The following is a 16,319-nucleotide window of genomic DNA, read 5'->3' as shown; positions in this document are numbered from 1 at the left end:
ATACTCGCCTTTACAGCGTGGGCAATCGCTCAAAGTAGTCAAAGCGGGCAAACGGCGGCGGCACCTCGGTCACTTCAAGCTCGTCGACCAGCGCTGCGGACATGCCCTCGCTTAGCCACGTGCACATGTTGGCAAGCTGCTCCGGCGAACCCTGCGGCATCACCTCCACCGAACCGTCCATGCGGTTGCGTACCCAGCCGGTGACGCCCAGCGCCTGGGCATGGCGTATGCAAGCTTCCCGATAACCGATACCCTGCACCTGGCCACGCACCTGCACCAGCCGGGTCTCAAGCATCCCATCGTGGTTGTCAGTCTCCATGCGTGTAGTCCTTGCAAAATGTTGACGCAGCTTCGCCTCTCAATGAAGTGGCCCGGCTGCAATCGCATGCCTGCCTATCGTCTCCCGCAGGCTTTTCCTGGAAATACCTGGAGGACGCGCTGTCCCGGCAATGCGGCTCCCGTATTGCAGCCGCGCTGCGCGAATGGATGCCTGTTCGCATACAGCCACGTAACCGTCCAGCGCGATAGCGGCGTCCAGTGGCGCGGCGCCATGAGACTCGCCTTCCACGTTTGCCATCGGGCTATCAGGTTCTACGAACGCCGCATGACATCCGCCAGGTCATCGAGCGATAGTGGCTTGGTGAGATGGCAGTCAAATACCCGTTCGTCGGTCTGGAATCTGCTGGCGGCATCGGTGTAGCCCGTTAATGCAACCAGCTTAGTCTGGGAGCACTGGGCCCGAAGGCGAAGCAGTTGCGCAAGCTCAATGCCATCCATGCCGGGCATCGTGATATCAATCAGGGCAACGTCCGGAGTAAATGATTCCACTATCGAGAGCGCGTCGGGTCCGCTCTGTGCCCGCTTCACCTCATGCCCCTCGAGCTCCAGCAACGTGCCGAGCGCCGCCGTGGCGTCTGCGTTGTCGTCCACCAGAAGGACGCGAATCGCCGGCATCGTGTGCGTCATGGTCATGGTCGGCACGGCTGTGTTTTCGCAGACAATGGGGAGTCGTATGGTTACCTCCGTCCCCAGGCACGAGCTTGGGTCGATAACCACGGCTAGCACCTGGTTGACGTCAGTCCGCGGCAGCCTATGCCGGGGCGAATATCACTGCTCCATCTTCCGTTGATGACGCGTCACAGAATTGCGAGCACTTAAGCCTGATTCTGGTCCCGTCACCCAAAATATGCTCGTTGACTAAACAGTCCCCATCACCGTTTCCATACTGCTCGAGGATTAAAGATGGTGACCAGCATGCCGTTATTCCATGGGAGAGCCGCTGAATATCGCGCGTAGGAACTGGAAAATACGATGTCAATCACGCAACTTGGCCCGCATGGCAAAAAACTTCTGCAAAACCTCCGGCATCTGTTCGGCGGCAATCACGTACATGAGAATGAGATACTTCCGACGAACGTGTTGACCGAACAGTACATGGCGACAGCATATGTCGTCTGGCGATTTGAGCACGACATCACCACATCCACTTCAAAGGGCAACGCGTCGGTTGCGGGTGGTCATTTTGGCTACCGAACCGCCGACTATCAAAGTCATCTTCAACGGTTGTGTCAGAAAGCGGTCCGCAACCGGGACATCCGGGGGCCGTTCATGCAGCGTGTCGACGCCGCCCGTTCTGGCGCGCTTGCGTGTCCATCGACGGCCCAGCCGGTTCACGATTTCGGCTCGTATTCAGTTTTCAGGCAATGTGGAAGTTGCACTGGGAGTGGTCGCATCTCATGCGGTGGCTGTTCCGGGCGTGGCAAGAGAACTTGCGGCGGCTGCGGCGGCGTTGGTTCGCATAATGAAACAGTAACGCACACCCGATGGAACGGTCGACATAATGAAACCTACTCGCAAACCGTACGCCGCACGTGTCCGTCGTGCGGAGGAGGCGGACGGGTGGTTTGTACGAGCTGCGGCGGGTCAGGCAAGCAGACGTGCGGCGCATGCTCCGGACACGGGTTTTTCACCGACGTATCGCGCGTGAAGGCAATCGCAAGACCATGGTGGCACGTGCCGAAACACACCGGCCTGGCCGCGGAAGCACTGGTGCGCGCGCTCGAACATCGAGGGCCGACCAGTGCGCAGGAACTGGTTCCGCTGGACCTGGCGGGCACTGAATACAATGAAAACGACAATTGGGTTGTGCGTTACACCGGCACGGCGGAAATCGTCGAACTCGGCATCGATGTTGTCAAAACCAATTACATCGTTGCCGCTGCGGGCGCAAACGTCATTCCCATCAAGACTCCGCCGGTATTTGACCAGCTTCTACGCTACGAGCTCGACCACATTGCGTCCTTATTGAACGGCGGAAAGCGCGGTCGCTCGAATATTCGACGGCAGGCGAAAAAGCTGTTTGCCGTATTCCGCAGTGTCCCCGTCCTTGACGAGGCGTTGCAGAACGTCGCGAAACTCGGCAAAGATGCCCGGGAAAACCCAGCGCCGGCAATTGTTCGCGTTGCCGAAGGGTTCATCTCGGGTGATGCAGCGACTTCAATAGGCACTGCATTCCTGCATACTTTGGATAAGGTGTCGCCTGCCAACTCGCGTGCGGCCTGGGCAATCGTCGCAATGTTCCCGGCCGTCGCCAGTTTCTTCTCCACTGCGAATAGATTCACGGAGTTTTCGCCATCAAATCCATGGCAGGCAGTCGTACCTCTATGTTTCGCTGTAGTGGCTGCTGCACTAGCAATGCTTGCGGTTTCGCCTGTTGGTTGGCTGTTGAGTGCGACTATCAGTTCCCTTCTGAGGCTTAAAGTACCAGCTGAGTACCGGCAGCGTGGCCGTGACTGGGCGCCTCTTAAGAACGCGTGCTTTTTCACTATGTCCGCGTCCTTCGCCGGAGCGCTCTACGGCGCGGCGGGCGCCATGCACTGGGTTCCGAATATCCGGGACGCGACTACGCCGGTCGTCAACTACGCGGTTATGCACACGGCGCAGGGAAGCGAGGCTAACCGTTTCTTCGCTGGATTAGCAACGCCTGCGCCAGTGAAGGCTCCTATCATCGCTGAATCGACTGTTGATACTCGGCGAGACGTTCAGCGATTTCTAATTGCTCATGGTTATCTGCACGGCGAGCCTGACGGAAATCTGGGGTCACGCACCAGTGCAGCGATTGCACGCTATGAGCGACACGAAAATCTCAATGCATGGACTCCGCTGCCGGACCTGCTCGCGCACATGAGGACAGTCACGTTTCCAGCGTCCGCCGCTAGTACCGCGTTCGAGCCACCTGTCGCAACCATTGCACCGAATTCGAACCAAAACTTCGTACAGACCGGAAGTGCTCGGAGGTCAACAATACCTGTTAGTACGAATGGGGCTGCGCCGACTGACAAGACTGATAGTGGGACGGTCATTCCTTGCAGCGAAGACGGAACATATTTCAGCAGAAATGTATGCAAGAGCGCGGTTCTATCAGCGAGCTATGAGCGGGAGATTCAGGAATATGAAGTGGCGCAGAGACGAATTGGGGCCGCGGACAGCGGCGTACGCATTGAACAGGAGCGTTGGCTCGAGATGGTTACCCGTGATTGTGCGGACGCGCAATGTTTGACGTCCGCGTTCGAAAAGCGAACGGCGGATTTGAATGCCCGCTATCGCGGAGGCTAGTGCGGCTATGGAGTGATGTCGCCGATGCCAGCTTGACCCGCATGCGGAAATTCGGATGACCACCTTGGTTGGGCCGAGAGCCGTTGCTGCTTGAGCCTTGTTTTAATTTGCCGCGCCTCCTGTTTTTCTGGACACAGATTTGGGGTAAAACGTGGGTCCCAAACTGGAGTTGTTGATGTTGAAGAAAACAGATGTAAACGGGGTTGCGCCAGAGGCGCTGGAAGGAGCGCGTAGCGCGACTGGAAGCGCCTCTGGCGCCGCCGAAGTCAAGCGTTGGTCGACCGGTCGCAAACGCGGCGTGGTGCTTCGGTTGCTGCGTGGCGAACCCGTCGACGCCGTGTCCCGTGAAGTCGGTGTGACGATCGCCGTGCTCGAGCAATGGCGTGAGCTGGCACTGGCCGGCATGGAGGCCGGCCTGAAGGCACGCACCAGCGATCCCCTGGAAGCCCGGCTCAATGACGCCGTGCGGCGCGTCGGCGAGTTGTCTATGGAAAACGAGATCCTGCGCAAGGAACGTGAACTGCAGGCCCGTCGCCCTTTGACCGCTCGGAGATCGTCGACATGAGCCGCGCGATCTCCGTTAGTGCGAACAAGCCCTTTGGATTGCAACGGGTTTGCCAGGTGCTCGGATTCCCCCGCTCGACGATCTATGCTGTCCGCGCGAGGACAGCGGACAACGTGGTGCCGATCATCCCGGGCCGCCGCGGCCCGAAACCGAAGATGCCCGATGCTGACCTGCTGAAGGCCATCCGCGACGATCTGGTGGCTTCCCCCTTCATCGGCGAGGGGCATCGCAAGGTCTGGGCGCGCTTGCGTATCCTGCACGACATCCGGGTCTCCCGGACCCGCGTGCTGCGACTGATGCGCGAGCACAGCCTGCTGTCGCCGCACCGGCAAGCGCGAGGCGAACCCAACCTTCACGATGGCCGGATCACAACCGATTGCCCGAATGAGATGTGGGGCACCGACGGCGTGCGCATCGCGACCGTGGACGACGGCATGGTGTGGATCTTCTCGGCCGTTGATCATTGCGACGGCATGTGTACCGGCATTCATGCCGCGAAGATTGGCGACCGCTTTGCTGCCCTCGAGCCGATCTCCCAGGGGCTGCTGGACGAATTCGGTTCCGTGCTCGCCGATGCGGGCCGCGGGCTGTCGCTGCGTATGGATCACGGTTCGCAGTACACGTCGGACGACTTCCGTAACCAGATCCGGTTCTGGGGCATCGCGCCGAGCTATGCCTTCGTCGCCGAACCCCAGACCAACGGCGTCGCCGAGCGATTCAACCGGACAATGAAGGAACAGGCTATTCATGGACGCATCTTCAAAAACCTGGAGGAAGTTCGTGCCGCCGCCATCGCGTTCAAGGATCGATACAATCGCGACTGGCGTCTTGAAAAGTTGGGCTTCAAATCACCCCTCGAAGCCCGTCAGGAACGGCTGATGAAGCTGGCCGCCTGAGCTGCAAAAGCGTGTCCAGACAACCGGAGCCGGTACAATTGGTAGATGGGTCAGTTCGTTGGCGGCATGCGGGTCCAAATTATATTGGCGTCGACATCCTTGAACCTCCCTGTTCCCCGAACCCTGCCCGCTCGCTAGCCCGAGGAATAGTCAGCAGCTATCCATAGCGGATAGCCGAAAATTTCGTAGCCCTTTCGAGGCGCTTCATGCGGGAAGATGCGCGTCTCGCGGATGCGGTACACGACTTCAATGTTGCGAGGCTGCGAAACAATACAGCCCCACTCTTCCACTATCATCTCCGGTTGCTCGGAAAACCAGGATGCAGTTAGGTAGCTCGGCAGGGGAAACGAGGAGGAACTATCACGAGGCCAGGGGTTGGAGTCGACCGCGATTGCGCTTTTCTCCTCCCTTGGGCCCGCGTAGTGGAGTAGTGCCTGGAGAAGGGTGTATGCGGACGGCGTGCCGCCGCTCCACACTGGTTTATCCTCTGCAGCGACATCCTCGAGTAGGCAAATCATGTCGCATGCCTTGTCGTGCTCGAAGCCCTGTGACACCCAGAATGCAAATGCCACTGCGCCTTCAACTGCTTTTTGGGGAACGCTTACTCTGAAGGCACGGCAGCGTTCGTAAACGAAGGCTTTTTGGGCAAACGAGTTGTCCAGGCACGGCAAACCGTTTTTCAGAGGCGGAACTGGACGTCCCTCATGTATGGCGGAATTCGAACGTAGAAACTCGAGTGTTAATATCGCCTTTTCATGGTCGGTCATAGGCCGGACCTTCTCGGTCTGTTTGCCCTCCGCTTTCGGTCCAGCCAGGCTAAGCCCGACCGTCCACTCTTTCGTCTTTTCGGTGACGGTCAGTGCAGGGTTAATCTGGGAGGCGTACTCATTCAGTCGCCTGACGTCTCGGAAAAGATATTCGGTGAGCATTCTCGCCTCCTTGTCACTGCCTTAAAGATAGGCGAACCGAGTGCAGCTTGAGCTCACTGGTTTGCCCTGAGCCGGGCGAGCGGGACAAGTTATCGAGCCGATTGGGTTTGTCCGACGCGCGACCATCGTATGTATTCGGCTGGCCGGCGGTGCAAAATCCTAGATTTGGATTAAACACACCCTTATGAACGCGTCTTTGCAGGGCGCGATCAATTTTGAAGTGCAACACCTTGATCTGCTAAGGTGCGCACATGACTACAAGAAAGTATCAGCAGTTGCAGCCTGAAGAACGTATCACTATTGCCAGCATGAAACAGCAGGGTTTGAGCGTGCGGGCCATGGCCCGCACGCTTGACCGCTCAGCTTCGAGCGTCAGCCGTGAACTGGCGCGTAATGCGTGTCCGGTGCGCGGCTACGCTTCGGTAGTCGCGCAGACCATCAGTTCGAACCGGCGGGCTGCAGCGCGCACGCCGGGTAAGCTGAATCCCCAAGGCGCACTGTGGCGCATTGTGCTCAGTCTGCTTAGCTGGAAGTGGTCGCCGCAGCAGATCTCCGGTACGCTGACGCGCATGTGGCCCGATGACCCTTCCATGCACGTCTCGCACGAGACCATCTACAACGCAATCTATGCACACCCGCGCGGCGAACTGCGCCGCCAGCTCATCTCGTGTCTGCGCCAGGCTCGCAGCACGCGAATGCCACGCAGTCGTGGCAACGACAGACGGGGCAAGATCGCCGACATGCTGAGCATCCACGTACGCCCGCCTGAGGTGAACGATCGGGTCATGCCCGGGCACTGGGAGGGAGACTTTATCAAGGGTGCGGGCAACCAGTCCTCCGTGGGAGTTCTGGTCGAGCGCACCAGCCGGCTTGTCCTGCTCGCGAAGATGGAGGATGCCACCGCCGCCTCAGCGCTGGCCGGCTTCACCGCCAAACTGAACTCCATCGCCACGCCACTGCGTCAGAGCCTGACCTATGATCAGGGCAAGGAGATGGCGCGGCATCCGGAACTCACCGCCGCCACCGGCGTGCGCGTGTATTTCTGTGACCCGCACAGTCCGTGGCAGCGTGGCACCTGTGAGAACACCAACGGACTGCTACGCCAGTACCTGCCCAAGGGCACCGATCTCTCAGTCTACAGCCAGGATGAACTTGACGACATCGCCGACAGCCTGAACAGCAGGCCCCGTGCTACCCACGCCTTTCACTCGCCTCTGGAAGTCTTTGCGCGCATGCTCGAGACCAACACGCAAACACCTTCAACCCTTCATTAACCTGTTGCATTTCGGTTTTGAAACCGCCCAGTCAAAAGCAAGGCGGTCTGTAAGTCAGCGTGATAGGTCGATTCAATTTGCAAGCGGGTCGACAACCCCCGACAACATCGCGGATATGGTTGCCGTCTGGACGAGCGCATCTTTCGGCCCGTCCCGACAGTACGACTTGGGCGACCTCGTGGCCGATGGATTTGACCTCGCGGTGCGCTTTGCCCCACCTCCGGGAGGGGCGCCTCGTTGCGCGCAGGCACCAGAAGACGCGCATCCTTACGGCCGCATCGCCGGCATATGTGGCCGAGCATGGACGCCCGAAGAAGCCGGAGTAAGTCAGCCGACATCAGCGCATCACGGTCTACAACCTTGTGACGGCCCGACCCTTCGAGTGGGAATTTCATCGCGGCAGGAAGGTCACCCACATACCTTCCGAGGGACGATTGCCCGTGTCTGATGTCGGTACGTTGCTGGGTGCATGTGTCACGGGCGCTGGTATCGCGCAGGTGATAGAGATTCGCATCGAGGACTTGATAAAAGATGGCTCGCTGATTGACCTGTTTCCGGACTGGCCTGACGAGAGGTTTCCGCTTTACGCGCTCCTCCCGTCACGGCGCCATCCGCCGGCCAAGGTCCAGGCGTTTATCGAGTTCTGCCTGGATTCATTATCACCTGCGACGTCTGTCGCACGCAGTAAGACGAATCGGCAATAGCGACTGCAGGAGCGCAAGACATAATCGCGAGGGCGGCAACTCGCCGGCGAGAGCTTCCAATGACGAGGCAATATGGTCAAGGGACATAAGGAACAGCACCGTCTTGAATCCATTGGCTGGTTGCGTGCCGCTGTGCTCGGCGCCAATGATGGCGTTGTCTCGACGGCGAGCCTTGTTGCTGCCGTAGCGTCAGCGCATACCGCTCATGGAAGCGTTGTGCTCACGGCGGTGGCTGGGCTCGTGGCGGGGGCGATGTCGATGGCGACTGGAGAATACGTCTCTGTTTCATCGCAGGCGGATACAGAGAAGGCGGCTCTGCTCGAAGAGCAGGCCGAACTCCACGCCGACTTTCCGCGCGAGCATCGGGAATTGACAGCAATCTATGTGCGTCGTGGATTGGATTTGCCGCTTGCTAAACAGGTTGCCGAAAAGCTGATGGCGCACGACGCACTGGGTGCTCACGCGCGCGATGAACTGGGCATCTCGAAAGTGACCGCTGCCCGACCGTTGCAAGCCGCGTTGGCTTCTGCCTGCAGCTTTTCGGTGGGCGCAGCGTTGCCGGCAATCGTCGCCGCATTTGCGCCCGAATCGGTGCTGCTTCCAGCGATAGTCGTCTCTGCTTTGGTCTCACTGGCCGTGCTAGGCGGTTTGGCCGCAAAGGCAGGTGGAGCGAGAGTGGGCCCAGGTGTTATGCGCGTGGTCTTCTGGAGCGCTTTGGCAATGGGCGTGTCATCAGGTGTCGGCGCTTTGTTTGGCGCGGTAGCCTGAGGCGATGCGCTCGTATGGCGTCGGCTCGGGCTCCAAACCAACAAGCCCCTGCGCGCCTCGCCCGCTAGCAGTACGATATCAGCGTCGTTTCCCAGCCATCGTGGCTCACGGAGTCCGTCGCTCCCGACGCGGAGGCCCGTTTGCCACGGACTTCAGGAGGGCATATGCGAGTACTGGTCGTTGGCGCAACGGGTTTAATCGGAAGAGAGATTGTTCAGCTACTTTCGCCGGAGCACGAGGTGATTACGGCAAGCCGAAAAGGCTCCGCCATAAGCGTAGATATATCGGACAAGGCGTCCATCGAATCGATGTACTCCAAAGTCGGCACGATTGATGCTGTCATTTGCGTAGCCGGCGCAGCGAAATTCGCTCCCCTAGCCCGACCTTCGCAAAACAAGCTGTCAAATCGACGGATAATGCCGTTGTTTGATGACCAAATTGTCTCTGAATTCATACATGAAATAATGTTGGTGCCCAGCGCTGCAGCTCGAAGACCTTCACGGCGCGCCGCTGCTCGGCCGTGAGCTCCGGCGCCAGCATCGCAGTGGGTCGTCGTCCGGTTGCTCCGGTCTTCGTCCTCACCAGGGTCACGCTGATTTCGGCCAGGGCGTCCATCATGCGGCGGGCCGAAACCTCGGTGCGCAGTGCGATCTTTGCCAGGCTCACGAGCATCAGGCCGAGCACGGTCGCGAACGTGTGCAGCCGCAGGGATCCGTCGGCCCACTGGTGCGACGGGCCCCACGGAACCAAACCCCCTTTCTTCGCCCGGCGGAACAACTCCTCGACATTCCACTGCCCCCGGAAGGCGTGGACGATGCGCCCGGTACTCCAGTTGTGCCGATCTGTACACAGCACCCGTCTGCCCAGCCGTGTGCGCTCCAGCGTGCGGCGCAATGCGTCATCGACGTGCCAGTGCAAGGTCGGTGCCGGCTCGCTCCCGGCGATGGTAGCCACAACGAAGCTCGCCAGATGTTCCCGGGCGAGCGCCTTCTTGACCCGCAGCTCCAGCCGGCTGCGCGTAATGCGGCCCTTTTCGACCAACCCCTGCAGCGTGCTCAATTCCACCTTCGCCTTGCGCAGCGCCACCGCGATCCCGCGCTTCTGGCCCGCTAGCAGCTCCTGGCTCTCCACCACCACGAGCGTGCGGTCCAACTCGCCAACGGTCGTTCGCATCCGCGCCGCCCGCACGTCACTGAGCTTGCCCGACAGCGGCTTCATCGCACCGCGTTGCGCCGCCATCTGCAGCGCCTCTTCCGCGGCCTTGTGCCCCAGCGGCAACGAGATGAGGCTGTAGTAGCCGGCGGCATCCAGATCGAGTTCGAGCTGCGGGCTCCAGAATCCGCCGTCTCGCACCACCGTGCGCTGCGCCGGCCGCTCGCGACCCTCGGCACTATCCAGCGCCTCATGCAACTGCGCCAGGCCCGCCAGGCACGCCGTAAGCACCGCCTGGTCCGATCCGTTGCCGGGATACGTCCGGTACAACAACGGCACATGGCCCGTCTCGCTGACCAGCAGGCCCAGCCCGACGACGCGCAGGTCCCCTCGCTTGCTCTTGGCGTGTCCACGTCGAGCCAGCTCGCCGGGCGTCTGCGTGTCGATGTGGGTATCGAAGTTCGTCGTATCGAACGCAAGCACGTCGGCCGAGAGCCCGAAGCGGGAGACCGCTGCATTCGCGATGGCCACCTGCGCCTGCTCCAGCTGCTCATCGGTCACTTGCTGCGCGACGCGATGAAAGGCCTGGCCCGTAAAGGCGGAGCCGGGCAAGCACGACAGGCGCGGCAGACTTGCATCGAGAAACTCCCCCAGTTCGCGCTTGGGTCCCGGTGCACAGGCGCGCTGGATCGCCACGGCCACCGCCAACTCGCCCACCGATGGGCCGCCTTTGGCGCCAACCCCGCCGCAGGCCCGATCGATCTGCCCGACCAGGTCCAGTTGTTCGGCGACCCAGATCAACGCCCCGACGTCGCCCACGCCGCGCGTGCCCACCGTCTGGGTCGCACTCAGATCCGCGACTCGCGGTGGATCGGCCGGTCCCAGCACGACCTGGCGTGCAACGGAGCGGCCGCGCTGCGCATCCCACACGGATTGCGCCGCGATGCGGTAGCGATGACCGTTGACTTTTCTTTCGAAGATGTGCATGTTCTTTCATGTAGCATCTTCAAACCAAAGAATCAAGCGAAATTCAATATCTACGCCTTATCTAAGCCACATTCCGCCTCGGCGCCACCGCCGAACAACGCCGAGCTTGCGAAGGTAGGGCTAGGCGCACTGTCGGACGAGGACTTCGCGTTTAGCCTTAAAAACAAGCTGATGGGCCAGGTCAATCTCGTTCGGTGCTCAGTCGGCCACGTGTCCCAAGGTGGCTCGCTTACCCTAACCAGCGGTGTCCTCTCCCAGCAGCCAATGGAGGGCAGCGCCGCGGTGAGCGTTGTGAACGCCGGTGTAGAGGCGTTTACCCGGTCCGCAGCGCTCGAATTGCGAGGCAAGGCGCGCGTGAACACGGTCAGCCCCGGTTGGATTGCCGAGACGCTCGCGTCCATGGGACGGGACCCCGCGAACGGAGTGCCGGCGGCAGTAGTGGCACAGGCATACAAGCGCAGCCTGGGCGGTGACATGACCGGGGACGTCATCCCAGCTGTGCAATAGTTCAGCGCTGGCCGGGAACCGTCTTTCGGTATCTGTCAGCAGGGCATTCCCATCGCGCTATTACACATTTCCTCGGCGAATTCGGGCGGTCCGTTTGAGCGATATGAGTTCAATGCGCGATGGGTTCGTGTCCAGGGATTACATAGGCGTCGTTGACCGACGTAGCTCGGCCAGACTGACGGCGCGCTGCACGAACTCGGACGGATGGGGTACGCCATGGCTCGCATGGCGACTGCCGTACAAACGAAATCGGTGGCGGGGCGCCGCTGCAGCGATGCCACCGTGTGACGGCATCTGGCGAACAGGCGCAGTTGGTTGCGACCATAACCTCACGCTGCCAGGCTGATTTCATTCGGGTCATCATGCGCTCCACGTTCGCCAAATGGCTGTTCATTGTCTACCTGCTCGGCAGCGGAACGCTGTACTCAGCGGGGATACTGTTGCTATTTCCATTCGTCGGGAGGAGCGGCCGCTACTGGCTTGCGTCACAGTGGTGTCGCGCATTGGTCGCCGTGATGCGCTGGCTGCCAGGTATCACGTGTTCGGTGGAGGGACTCGACCATCTTCCGGACGGACCATCAATAGTCTTGTGCCGTCATGAATCGACCTGGGAGACGCTGGCGTTCATGGCTGTGTTTCCACGACGCATCAGTTTCGTGTTCAAGGAAGACCTGCTGCGCATCCCGTTTTTCGGATGGGTACTACGTGGCCTCGACATGGTCAGCCTGAATCGTGGCTCGGCGCGACAGGCCCATCAGGCAGTGACACAGGAGTGTGCCGAGCGGCTGCGTAAGGGTGACGTCGTGGTGATATTTCCGGAAGGAACCCGGGTGCCGCATGGCGCACCATTGAGATTGACGTCCGGCGGTGTTCGTCTGGCATGCGCGACCGGTGCGCCGGTCGTCCCTGTTGTCCACAACGCGGGAAAGGTTTGGCCGGCGAAGGGATGGCCTGACGGGCGGGGGCACATCCGAGTAGTTGTCGGCCCCGCATTTTCATCCCGAGACATGTCGCAACAGGAATTGAGCCGGGCCGTCCACGGCTGGATGAAAGCAGAGCTGCTGCGGCTTTGATGGCCTCCGCCGGGTGGCTTCTCCAACTGCCGTTGTCAGGTGTGGGTCAGGGTCTGCGTCACCTGTCACGCGCTGTATTGCTTTGGCGGACGCTCAGCACCATGCGTCCGAATAGCTGCAATCAATTCGGCGGCCGTAACCTCGTAGCGCCAACCGGACGAGCGTGCCACCGCTGGAACCCTCACTTGGCGGCAGCGGCGTTGAACATCGCCCGCAGTATTTCTTTGTGCTCGGGCCTCAACTTGCGAGCACTGATGGGCAAATCGATGACGACCTTGAATTTGAGGTCACCGTTTTCTCCGGTCTTCGAATTCTTCAACCCCGCCTTTTCCATCGTGATGATTTTCCCCGCTCGGGTCATTGGCGGCACCGCGACCTTGACCTGCGCGCCGAATAACTCGACCGCAACCGTGCCGCCCAGCATGGCTGTTACACAGTCCACCGTAAGGTCCCGGCTCAGGGTAAGGCCGCGCAGCTTATAGGTGCGATGCGCCTGAATCTTGATGCGGCAGAAAGCCGAACCTGGTGCGCCCCCGTTCAGACCAGGGCCTCCGGCGCCCTTAACACGCAGAACCGTGCCTTCGACGACACCGGGCGGGACGGTCACCCTTATCGTCTTCTCAGTCTTGACCACGCCCTTTCCGCTGCAGTTCCGACAGCGCGTCTCGAAGACCGCGCCGTAGCCACTGCACTTTCTGCAGTTGCGCCCATGGTCGTCGTTGCCGTCGCCGCCGCATGACGGACACGCGAAATGACCGGCGAGCTTGCCGTTTCCGTGACAGGTCCCGCACGGCCGCGGTGCAAGCATCGTTACGTCCACAGCGCCGCCGAAAATTACCGTTTCGAGCGGGACCGTCATCTTGCATTCGATATCCGCGCCCTGGACCGGCGGCGGTCCAGGGCGCTTGTTCCATCGCGCCCGGACGGCCTCGTCAAAGGACGAGCCTGACGACGCACTGCCGGATGAGCCAGACCGGCGTGGCGAAATCTGGAGGTCGTAGAGCTCTCTTTTGCGCGGGTCGCTCAGCACGTCGTACGCGCTCTTGATTTGCTGGAACCGCGTTTTGGCGTCGTGCGGGTTGGCCGGGTTGCGGTCCGGGTGCCACCGCATCGCCAATCGGCGGTACGCCTTCACGATATCGTCGGCAGACGCGGTGCTCGCAACGCCAAGGGTCTGATAATGCGTGTCTGAGTTCAACGTTTAACTGCCAATAACGGTCCCGCAGAGTATTCCGGCGCAATCGATTGCCCATTGTACTGAATGTCGCCCGCGGTTCTGGAAATCGCTCCCAGGGAACCCGACGCGTAAGCCGTTCGCTCGCTGGCGCGCCGTTTCTCAGTGCTGGAATCCGTAGTTGGGGGGCAATGCGGGCCGTTGCGCCGACGACTCTGCGACGCAGGCTATCGGAGTTGGATATTCGCCACGTGTCGTGCGAAGCCAATGCAAGTCCGTATCCGCAAGCGACTATCTCTCACAGGTTGTGTCGCTCGCCCGACAATTGTGCTCCGTAAGTACGAATCGCCGCTATCAAGTCTCGGACCGTAATCTCGTAGCGGATTTCGCGGTGGATACCCGCCTTCCGTTCGTCGAAATCAACCAGCACAACTGCTTTACCGTCTTCCGCTGCTCCCAAGCGCAAGACGCGAACGTCCTCGCCCGTCGCGACGTCGACCTCCGTCATTAACGTCATGGTGCCGGTGACGCCGTTAATGCGGCTGAACTGTCGACGCCGACATAATTTTGACCCGCATGCCCACATCGGACTGACCCGCTTGCCAATCAAATCAAGACTCCAGCAGCAATGACTGGCGGCACAGTTGGCTGGTCAGCCGAATTTCGGCATGCGCGTCGAACTGGCGTCGGCGACAACACTGTACAGCCCGGCTGTCTCAGGAGACTTGCCGAAGCCGTTTTTGTACTGCTTCGCGCCCCCGACCTGCTCAGCAGCGCTAGCCTCGTAAGACCGCGCGGTCGCGAGCGACTCCTGCGCATTGACGAGCGACGCGCGTTGCGTAAGAACGTCGAGCGCGGCCTGGCGCCGCGTCAACGCGAGGTCGGCCTCACTCGCATCTTTCGACGCAACCGCAGCCGCCGCGCTGTACCGACCCGCGAAGCCACTGAATTGCGGTATCTTGAGCGACAGCAACGCCCGAGCTCGCACATAGGCGCGGCGTGCCCGGGACTAGGCTCGTGCCGGTCTGGGCCGTCGCGGAAGGTGACAGCAGGTAGGCGGCGCGGGTCTCCGTGATTCGCGCTACGTTCGCTGCGACATTCGCCTTCGCGGCCTGAATGTCCGGGCGCTGTCGGCGGCGCGCTGCAGGAGCGCGTCGAGGGGCGCCGCGTAGGCAGAAGCCCCGTTGACGTCCGCCGGACTGAGCTTCAGGTGGCGTGGCGCTGCAACACTGTTTCAATAGGGCTTTTTCATCCCACTGGGGCTCGCGGACGCGCCGGAAGGGTGGTTGCCACCGGTCGAATCCAAGGTGCTCGGACTCGACGCTGCGGACGTCGCACGGGCCGGCCCGGCCGAGACGGGTGGCCGTAAGCCCATTCCGCTTGGGGTCGAGAAGTTCAGACCCGTGCCGCCTCCTGCGCCAGTACCGTTGGCGCCGACACCAGCACCGGCACCGCCTCCGGTACCGGCACCACCTCCAGCTCCCTGCGCGAATACAGTCCCCACAACAGTGAGAATCAAGGCGGAAATCGCAAGTCTGTTAATGACGAAGTTCATGCTCGTCTCCCTTTTCAAGAGCCTGCGCACGCCTTCAGTTTGCACCCGGATTTGTAGCGTGTGCTTGCCTCGCGAACAAGCGCGCCACCGCCATCAGCTCCTGCACGCAGCACGGGTCTGTGGGTTGGGAGCGAGGCAAGGCGAGCTCAACATCTGCCGCGCCGGGCATGTGCCTGGGGCGTCGGCATTGTTACGAAGTTTCGCCGTCATGTAGCGATAGTCTTCGATGGTGAGCCCTTGTCATAGCCGCGTTCGAGCATGCCGTTTACGATTCGGTCGTAGTATTTCTGCAGGCCACCTTTACGTTTCCACGCCGCCTTCGTTCTTCGCAATTGGTCCGCTTCACCCCCAACGTGGCCCAGTGTTTATCGCGGAGAACCAGGCACCGCTCGCACTTATTCCTCGGGTCTGTTGTTTGCCTTGAGGTTCCGTGCAGGACGCCATGGTCGGAGAGCATGCGCTTCAGCACCTCGGCGGCGCCCATGCAGCCCTGAATCGCAAATCCGTGGGGCTCTTCGGTGTGGCTATCGGACGCTTATCTCTGGTTAAAGGCGGACGGCGGCAACTTGTGCGGCAGCGCGCTCTGCGGTCAACTTCCGCCTGTCGGTGGCAGGTGGAAACACGCACCACGTGCCGTCATCGTGCCGAAAGAAGAACAGCACGCGCAAACCGGCCGGTGACGACGTCTCGACACGCACATAACGTGTTCCGCCCCAACGCGTCCGGCCGAATTCGGTCACATGAACGGGTGCCGCCGGAGCCGGTGCGAGCCATTTGTCCACCTGACGGCGAAGCGACTTATCACACGCATTCTTCATGGTCCGCTCCAGCAAGTCTGAGGGCGACCGAAGTTGGATGAGGCACAGGTCCTGGACACCAGCGCCGGCCTTATTCCGGGTTGCCGCTGACGATTCTCGCCACTCACCTCCTCAACGCAGCGGACGACCACGATGTTGACCTTCGGTTTGTGAGTTCTGAAACGGAATATTTCGAGGCGTCAAGCGGCCGTATGGTTGTCGCGACAGCGCCGCAGTTTCGCACCGAACACGGCGCAACGGGACAGCGCGCGAAGGGCGCTCTGCGTCCAGCAGTTCGGCTGCGGGGAATCCTACTACTTGGA

At 60.8% G+C, this 16,319-nt stretch carries 16 protein-coding genes and 1 pseudogene; 9 read left to right on the top strand and 8 right to left on the bottom strand.

The features are described from left to right. Positions 1-10: 10 nt before the first annotated feature. Complete coding sequence (locus B0G77_RS27710; protein WP_133665159.1) at positions 11-319, bottom strand: acylphosphatase; 309 nt, start codon at positions 317-319, stop codon at positions 11-13. A 272-nt stretch (positions 320-591) separates the two neighbouring features. Beyond that, on the bottom strand, positions 592-972 hold the full coding sequence (locus B0G77_RS27705) for a response regulator (protein WP_243751236.1): 381 nt from the start codon (positions 970-972) through the stop codon (positions 592-594). A gap of 339 nt (positions 973-1,311) precedes the next feature. Here B0G77_RS27705 and B0G77_RS27700 point away from each other — a divergent pair, with 339 nt between their 5' ends. From B0G77_RS27700 to B0G77_RS27690, 3 genes are all read left to right on the top strand, one after another. Beyond that, positions 1,312-3,615, top strand: a complete 2,304-nt coding sequence (locus B0G77_RS27700) for a peptidoglycan-binding protein (RefSeq protein ID WP_133665158.1) — start codon at positions 1,312-1,314, stop codon at positions 3,613-3,615. 175 nt (positions 3,616-3,790) lie between these two features. Continuing rightward, complete coding sequence (locus tag B0G77_RS27695; protein ID WP_133661086.1) at positions 3,791-4,180, top strand: transposase; 390 nt, start codon at positions 3,791-3,793, stop codon at positions 4,178-4,180. Then, on the top strand, positions 4,177-5,076 hold the full coding sequence (locus tag B0G77_RS27690) for an integrase core domain-containing protein (RefSeq protein ID WP_133661607.1): 900 nt from the start codon (positions 4,177-4,179) through the stop codon (positions 5,074-5,076). Before B0G77_RS27695 ends, B0G77_RS27690 begins: the two co-directional genes overlap by 4 nt. A gap of 134 nt (positions 5,077-5,210) precedes the next feature. On the opposite strand, the gene B0G77_RS27685 is transcribed toward B0G77_RS27690, so the two are convergent. Next, positions 5,211-6,005 carry a hypothetical protein gene (locus tag B0G77_RS27685; protein WP_133665157.1) on the bottom strand — a complete coding sequence of 265 codons (795 nt, stop codon included), beginning with the start codon at positions 6,003-6,005 and terminating at the stop codon, positions 5,211-5,213. A 251-nt stretch (positions 6,006-6,256) separates the two neighbouring features. Between B0G77_RS27685 and B0G77_RS27680 the strand changes: the two genes are divergently transcribed. The 4 genes and pseudogenes from B0G77_RS27680 to B0G77_RS44600 form a co-directional block, all read left to right on the top strand. Beyond that, positions 6,257-7,279: an IS30 family transposase gene (locus B0G77_RS27680; RefSeq protein ID WP_133664546.1), complete on the top strand. Its 1,023-nt coding sequence runs from the start codon at positions 6,257-6,259 to the stop codon at positions 7,277-7,279. A 362-nt stretch (positions 7,280-7,641) separates the two neighbouring features. Continuing rightward, a complete protein-coding gene (locus tag B0G77_RS44605) occupies positions 7,642-7,983 on the top strand; it encodes a LysR substrate-binding domain-containing protein (protein ID WP_243751235.1) in 342 nt (113 codons plus the stop codon). Positions 7,984-8,055: 72 nt separating this feature from the next. Further along, complete coding sequence (locus B0G77_RS27670; protein ID WP_133665156.1) at positions 8,056-8,751, top strand: VIT family protein; 696 nt, start codon at positions 8,056-8,058, stop codon at positions 8,749-8,751. Positions 8,752-8,915: 164 nt separating this feature from the next. Further along, a pseudogene (locus B0G77_RS44600) lies at positions 8,916-9,131 on the top strand (NAD-dependent epimerase/dehydratase family protein); the annotation flags it as partial. A gap of 70 nt (positions 9,132-9,201) precedes the next feature. Here the strand turns inward: B0G77_RS44600 and B0G77_RS27660 are convergent. Then, on the bottom strand, positions 9,202-10,890 hold the full coding sequence (locus B0G77_RS27660) for a transposase (protein ID WP_133663462.1): 1,689 nt from the start codon (positions 10,888-10,890) through the stop codon (positions 9,202-9,204). Here B0G77_RS27660 and B0G77_RS27655 point away from each other — a divergent pair. After that, positions 10,858-11,397 (top strand): SDR family oxidoreductase, encoded by a 540-nt coding sequence (locus tag B0G77_RS27655; protein ID WP_133665154.1) that lies wholly within the window; start codon positions 10,858-10,860, stop codon positions 11,395-11,397. The two genes, B0G77_RS27660 and B0G77_RS27655, sit on opposite strands and share 33 nt — an antisense overlap. Positions 11,398-11,759: 362 nt before the next feature. Beyond that, the gene (locus tag B0G77_RS27650) at positions 11,760-12,470 is read left to right on the top strand and encodes a lysophospholipid acyltransferase family protein (RefSeq protein WP_133665153.1); all 711 of its coding nucleotides are present in this window, start codon (positions 11,760-11,762) and stop codon (positions 12,468-12,470) included. A gap of 181 nt (positions 12,471-12,651) precedes the next feature. On the opposite strand, the gene B0G77_RS27645 is transcribed toward B0G77_RS27650, so the two are convergent. From B0G77_RS27645 to B0G77_RS27625, 4 genes are all read right to left on the bottom strand, one after another. Further along, positions 12,652-13,668, bottom strand: coding sequence for a DnaJ C-terminal domain-containing protein (locus tag B0G77_RS27645; RefSeq protein ID WP_133665152.1), 1,017 nt, complete (start codon positions 13,666-13,668; stop codon positions 12,652-12,654). 274 nt (positions 13,669-13,942) lie between these two features. Continuing rightward, entirely contained in the window at positions 13,943-14,230 is a 288-nt protein-coding gene (locus B0G77_RS27640; RefSeq protein WP_133666897.1) for a hypothetical protein, read from the bottom strand. Positions 14,231-14,296: 66 nt separating this feature from the next. Then, entirely contained in the window at positions 14,297-14,617 is a 321-nt protein-coding gene (locus B0G77_RS27635) for a TolC family protein (protein ID WP_166656288.1), read from the bottom strand. Between the two features lie 1,127 nt (positions 14,618-15,744). Next, positions 15,745-16,017, bottom strand: a complete 273-nt coding sequence (locus B0G77_RS27625; protein ID WP_133665149.1) for a hypothetical protein — start codon at positions 16,015-16,017, stop codon at positions 15,745-15,747. Between the last annotated feature and the right edge of the window lie 302 nt (positions 16,018-16,319).

This window comes from Paraburkholderia sp. BL10I2N1, from assembly GCF_004361815.1.
Classification (GTDB): domain Bacteria; phylum Pseudomonadota; class Gammaproteobacteria; order Burkholderiales; family Burkholderiaceae; genus Paraburkholderia.
This window is presented reverse-complemented; position numbering and strand designations above follow the sequence as displayed.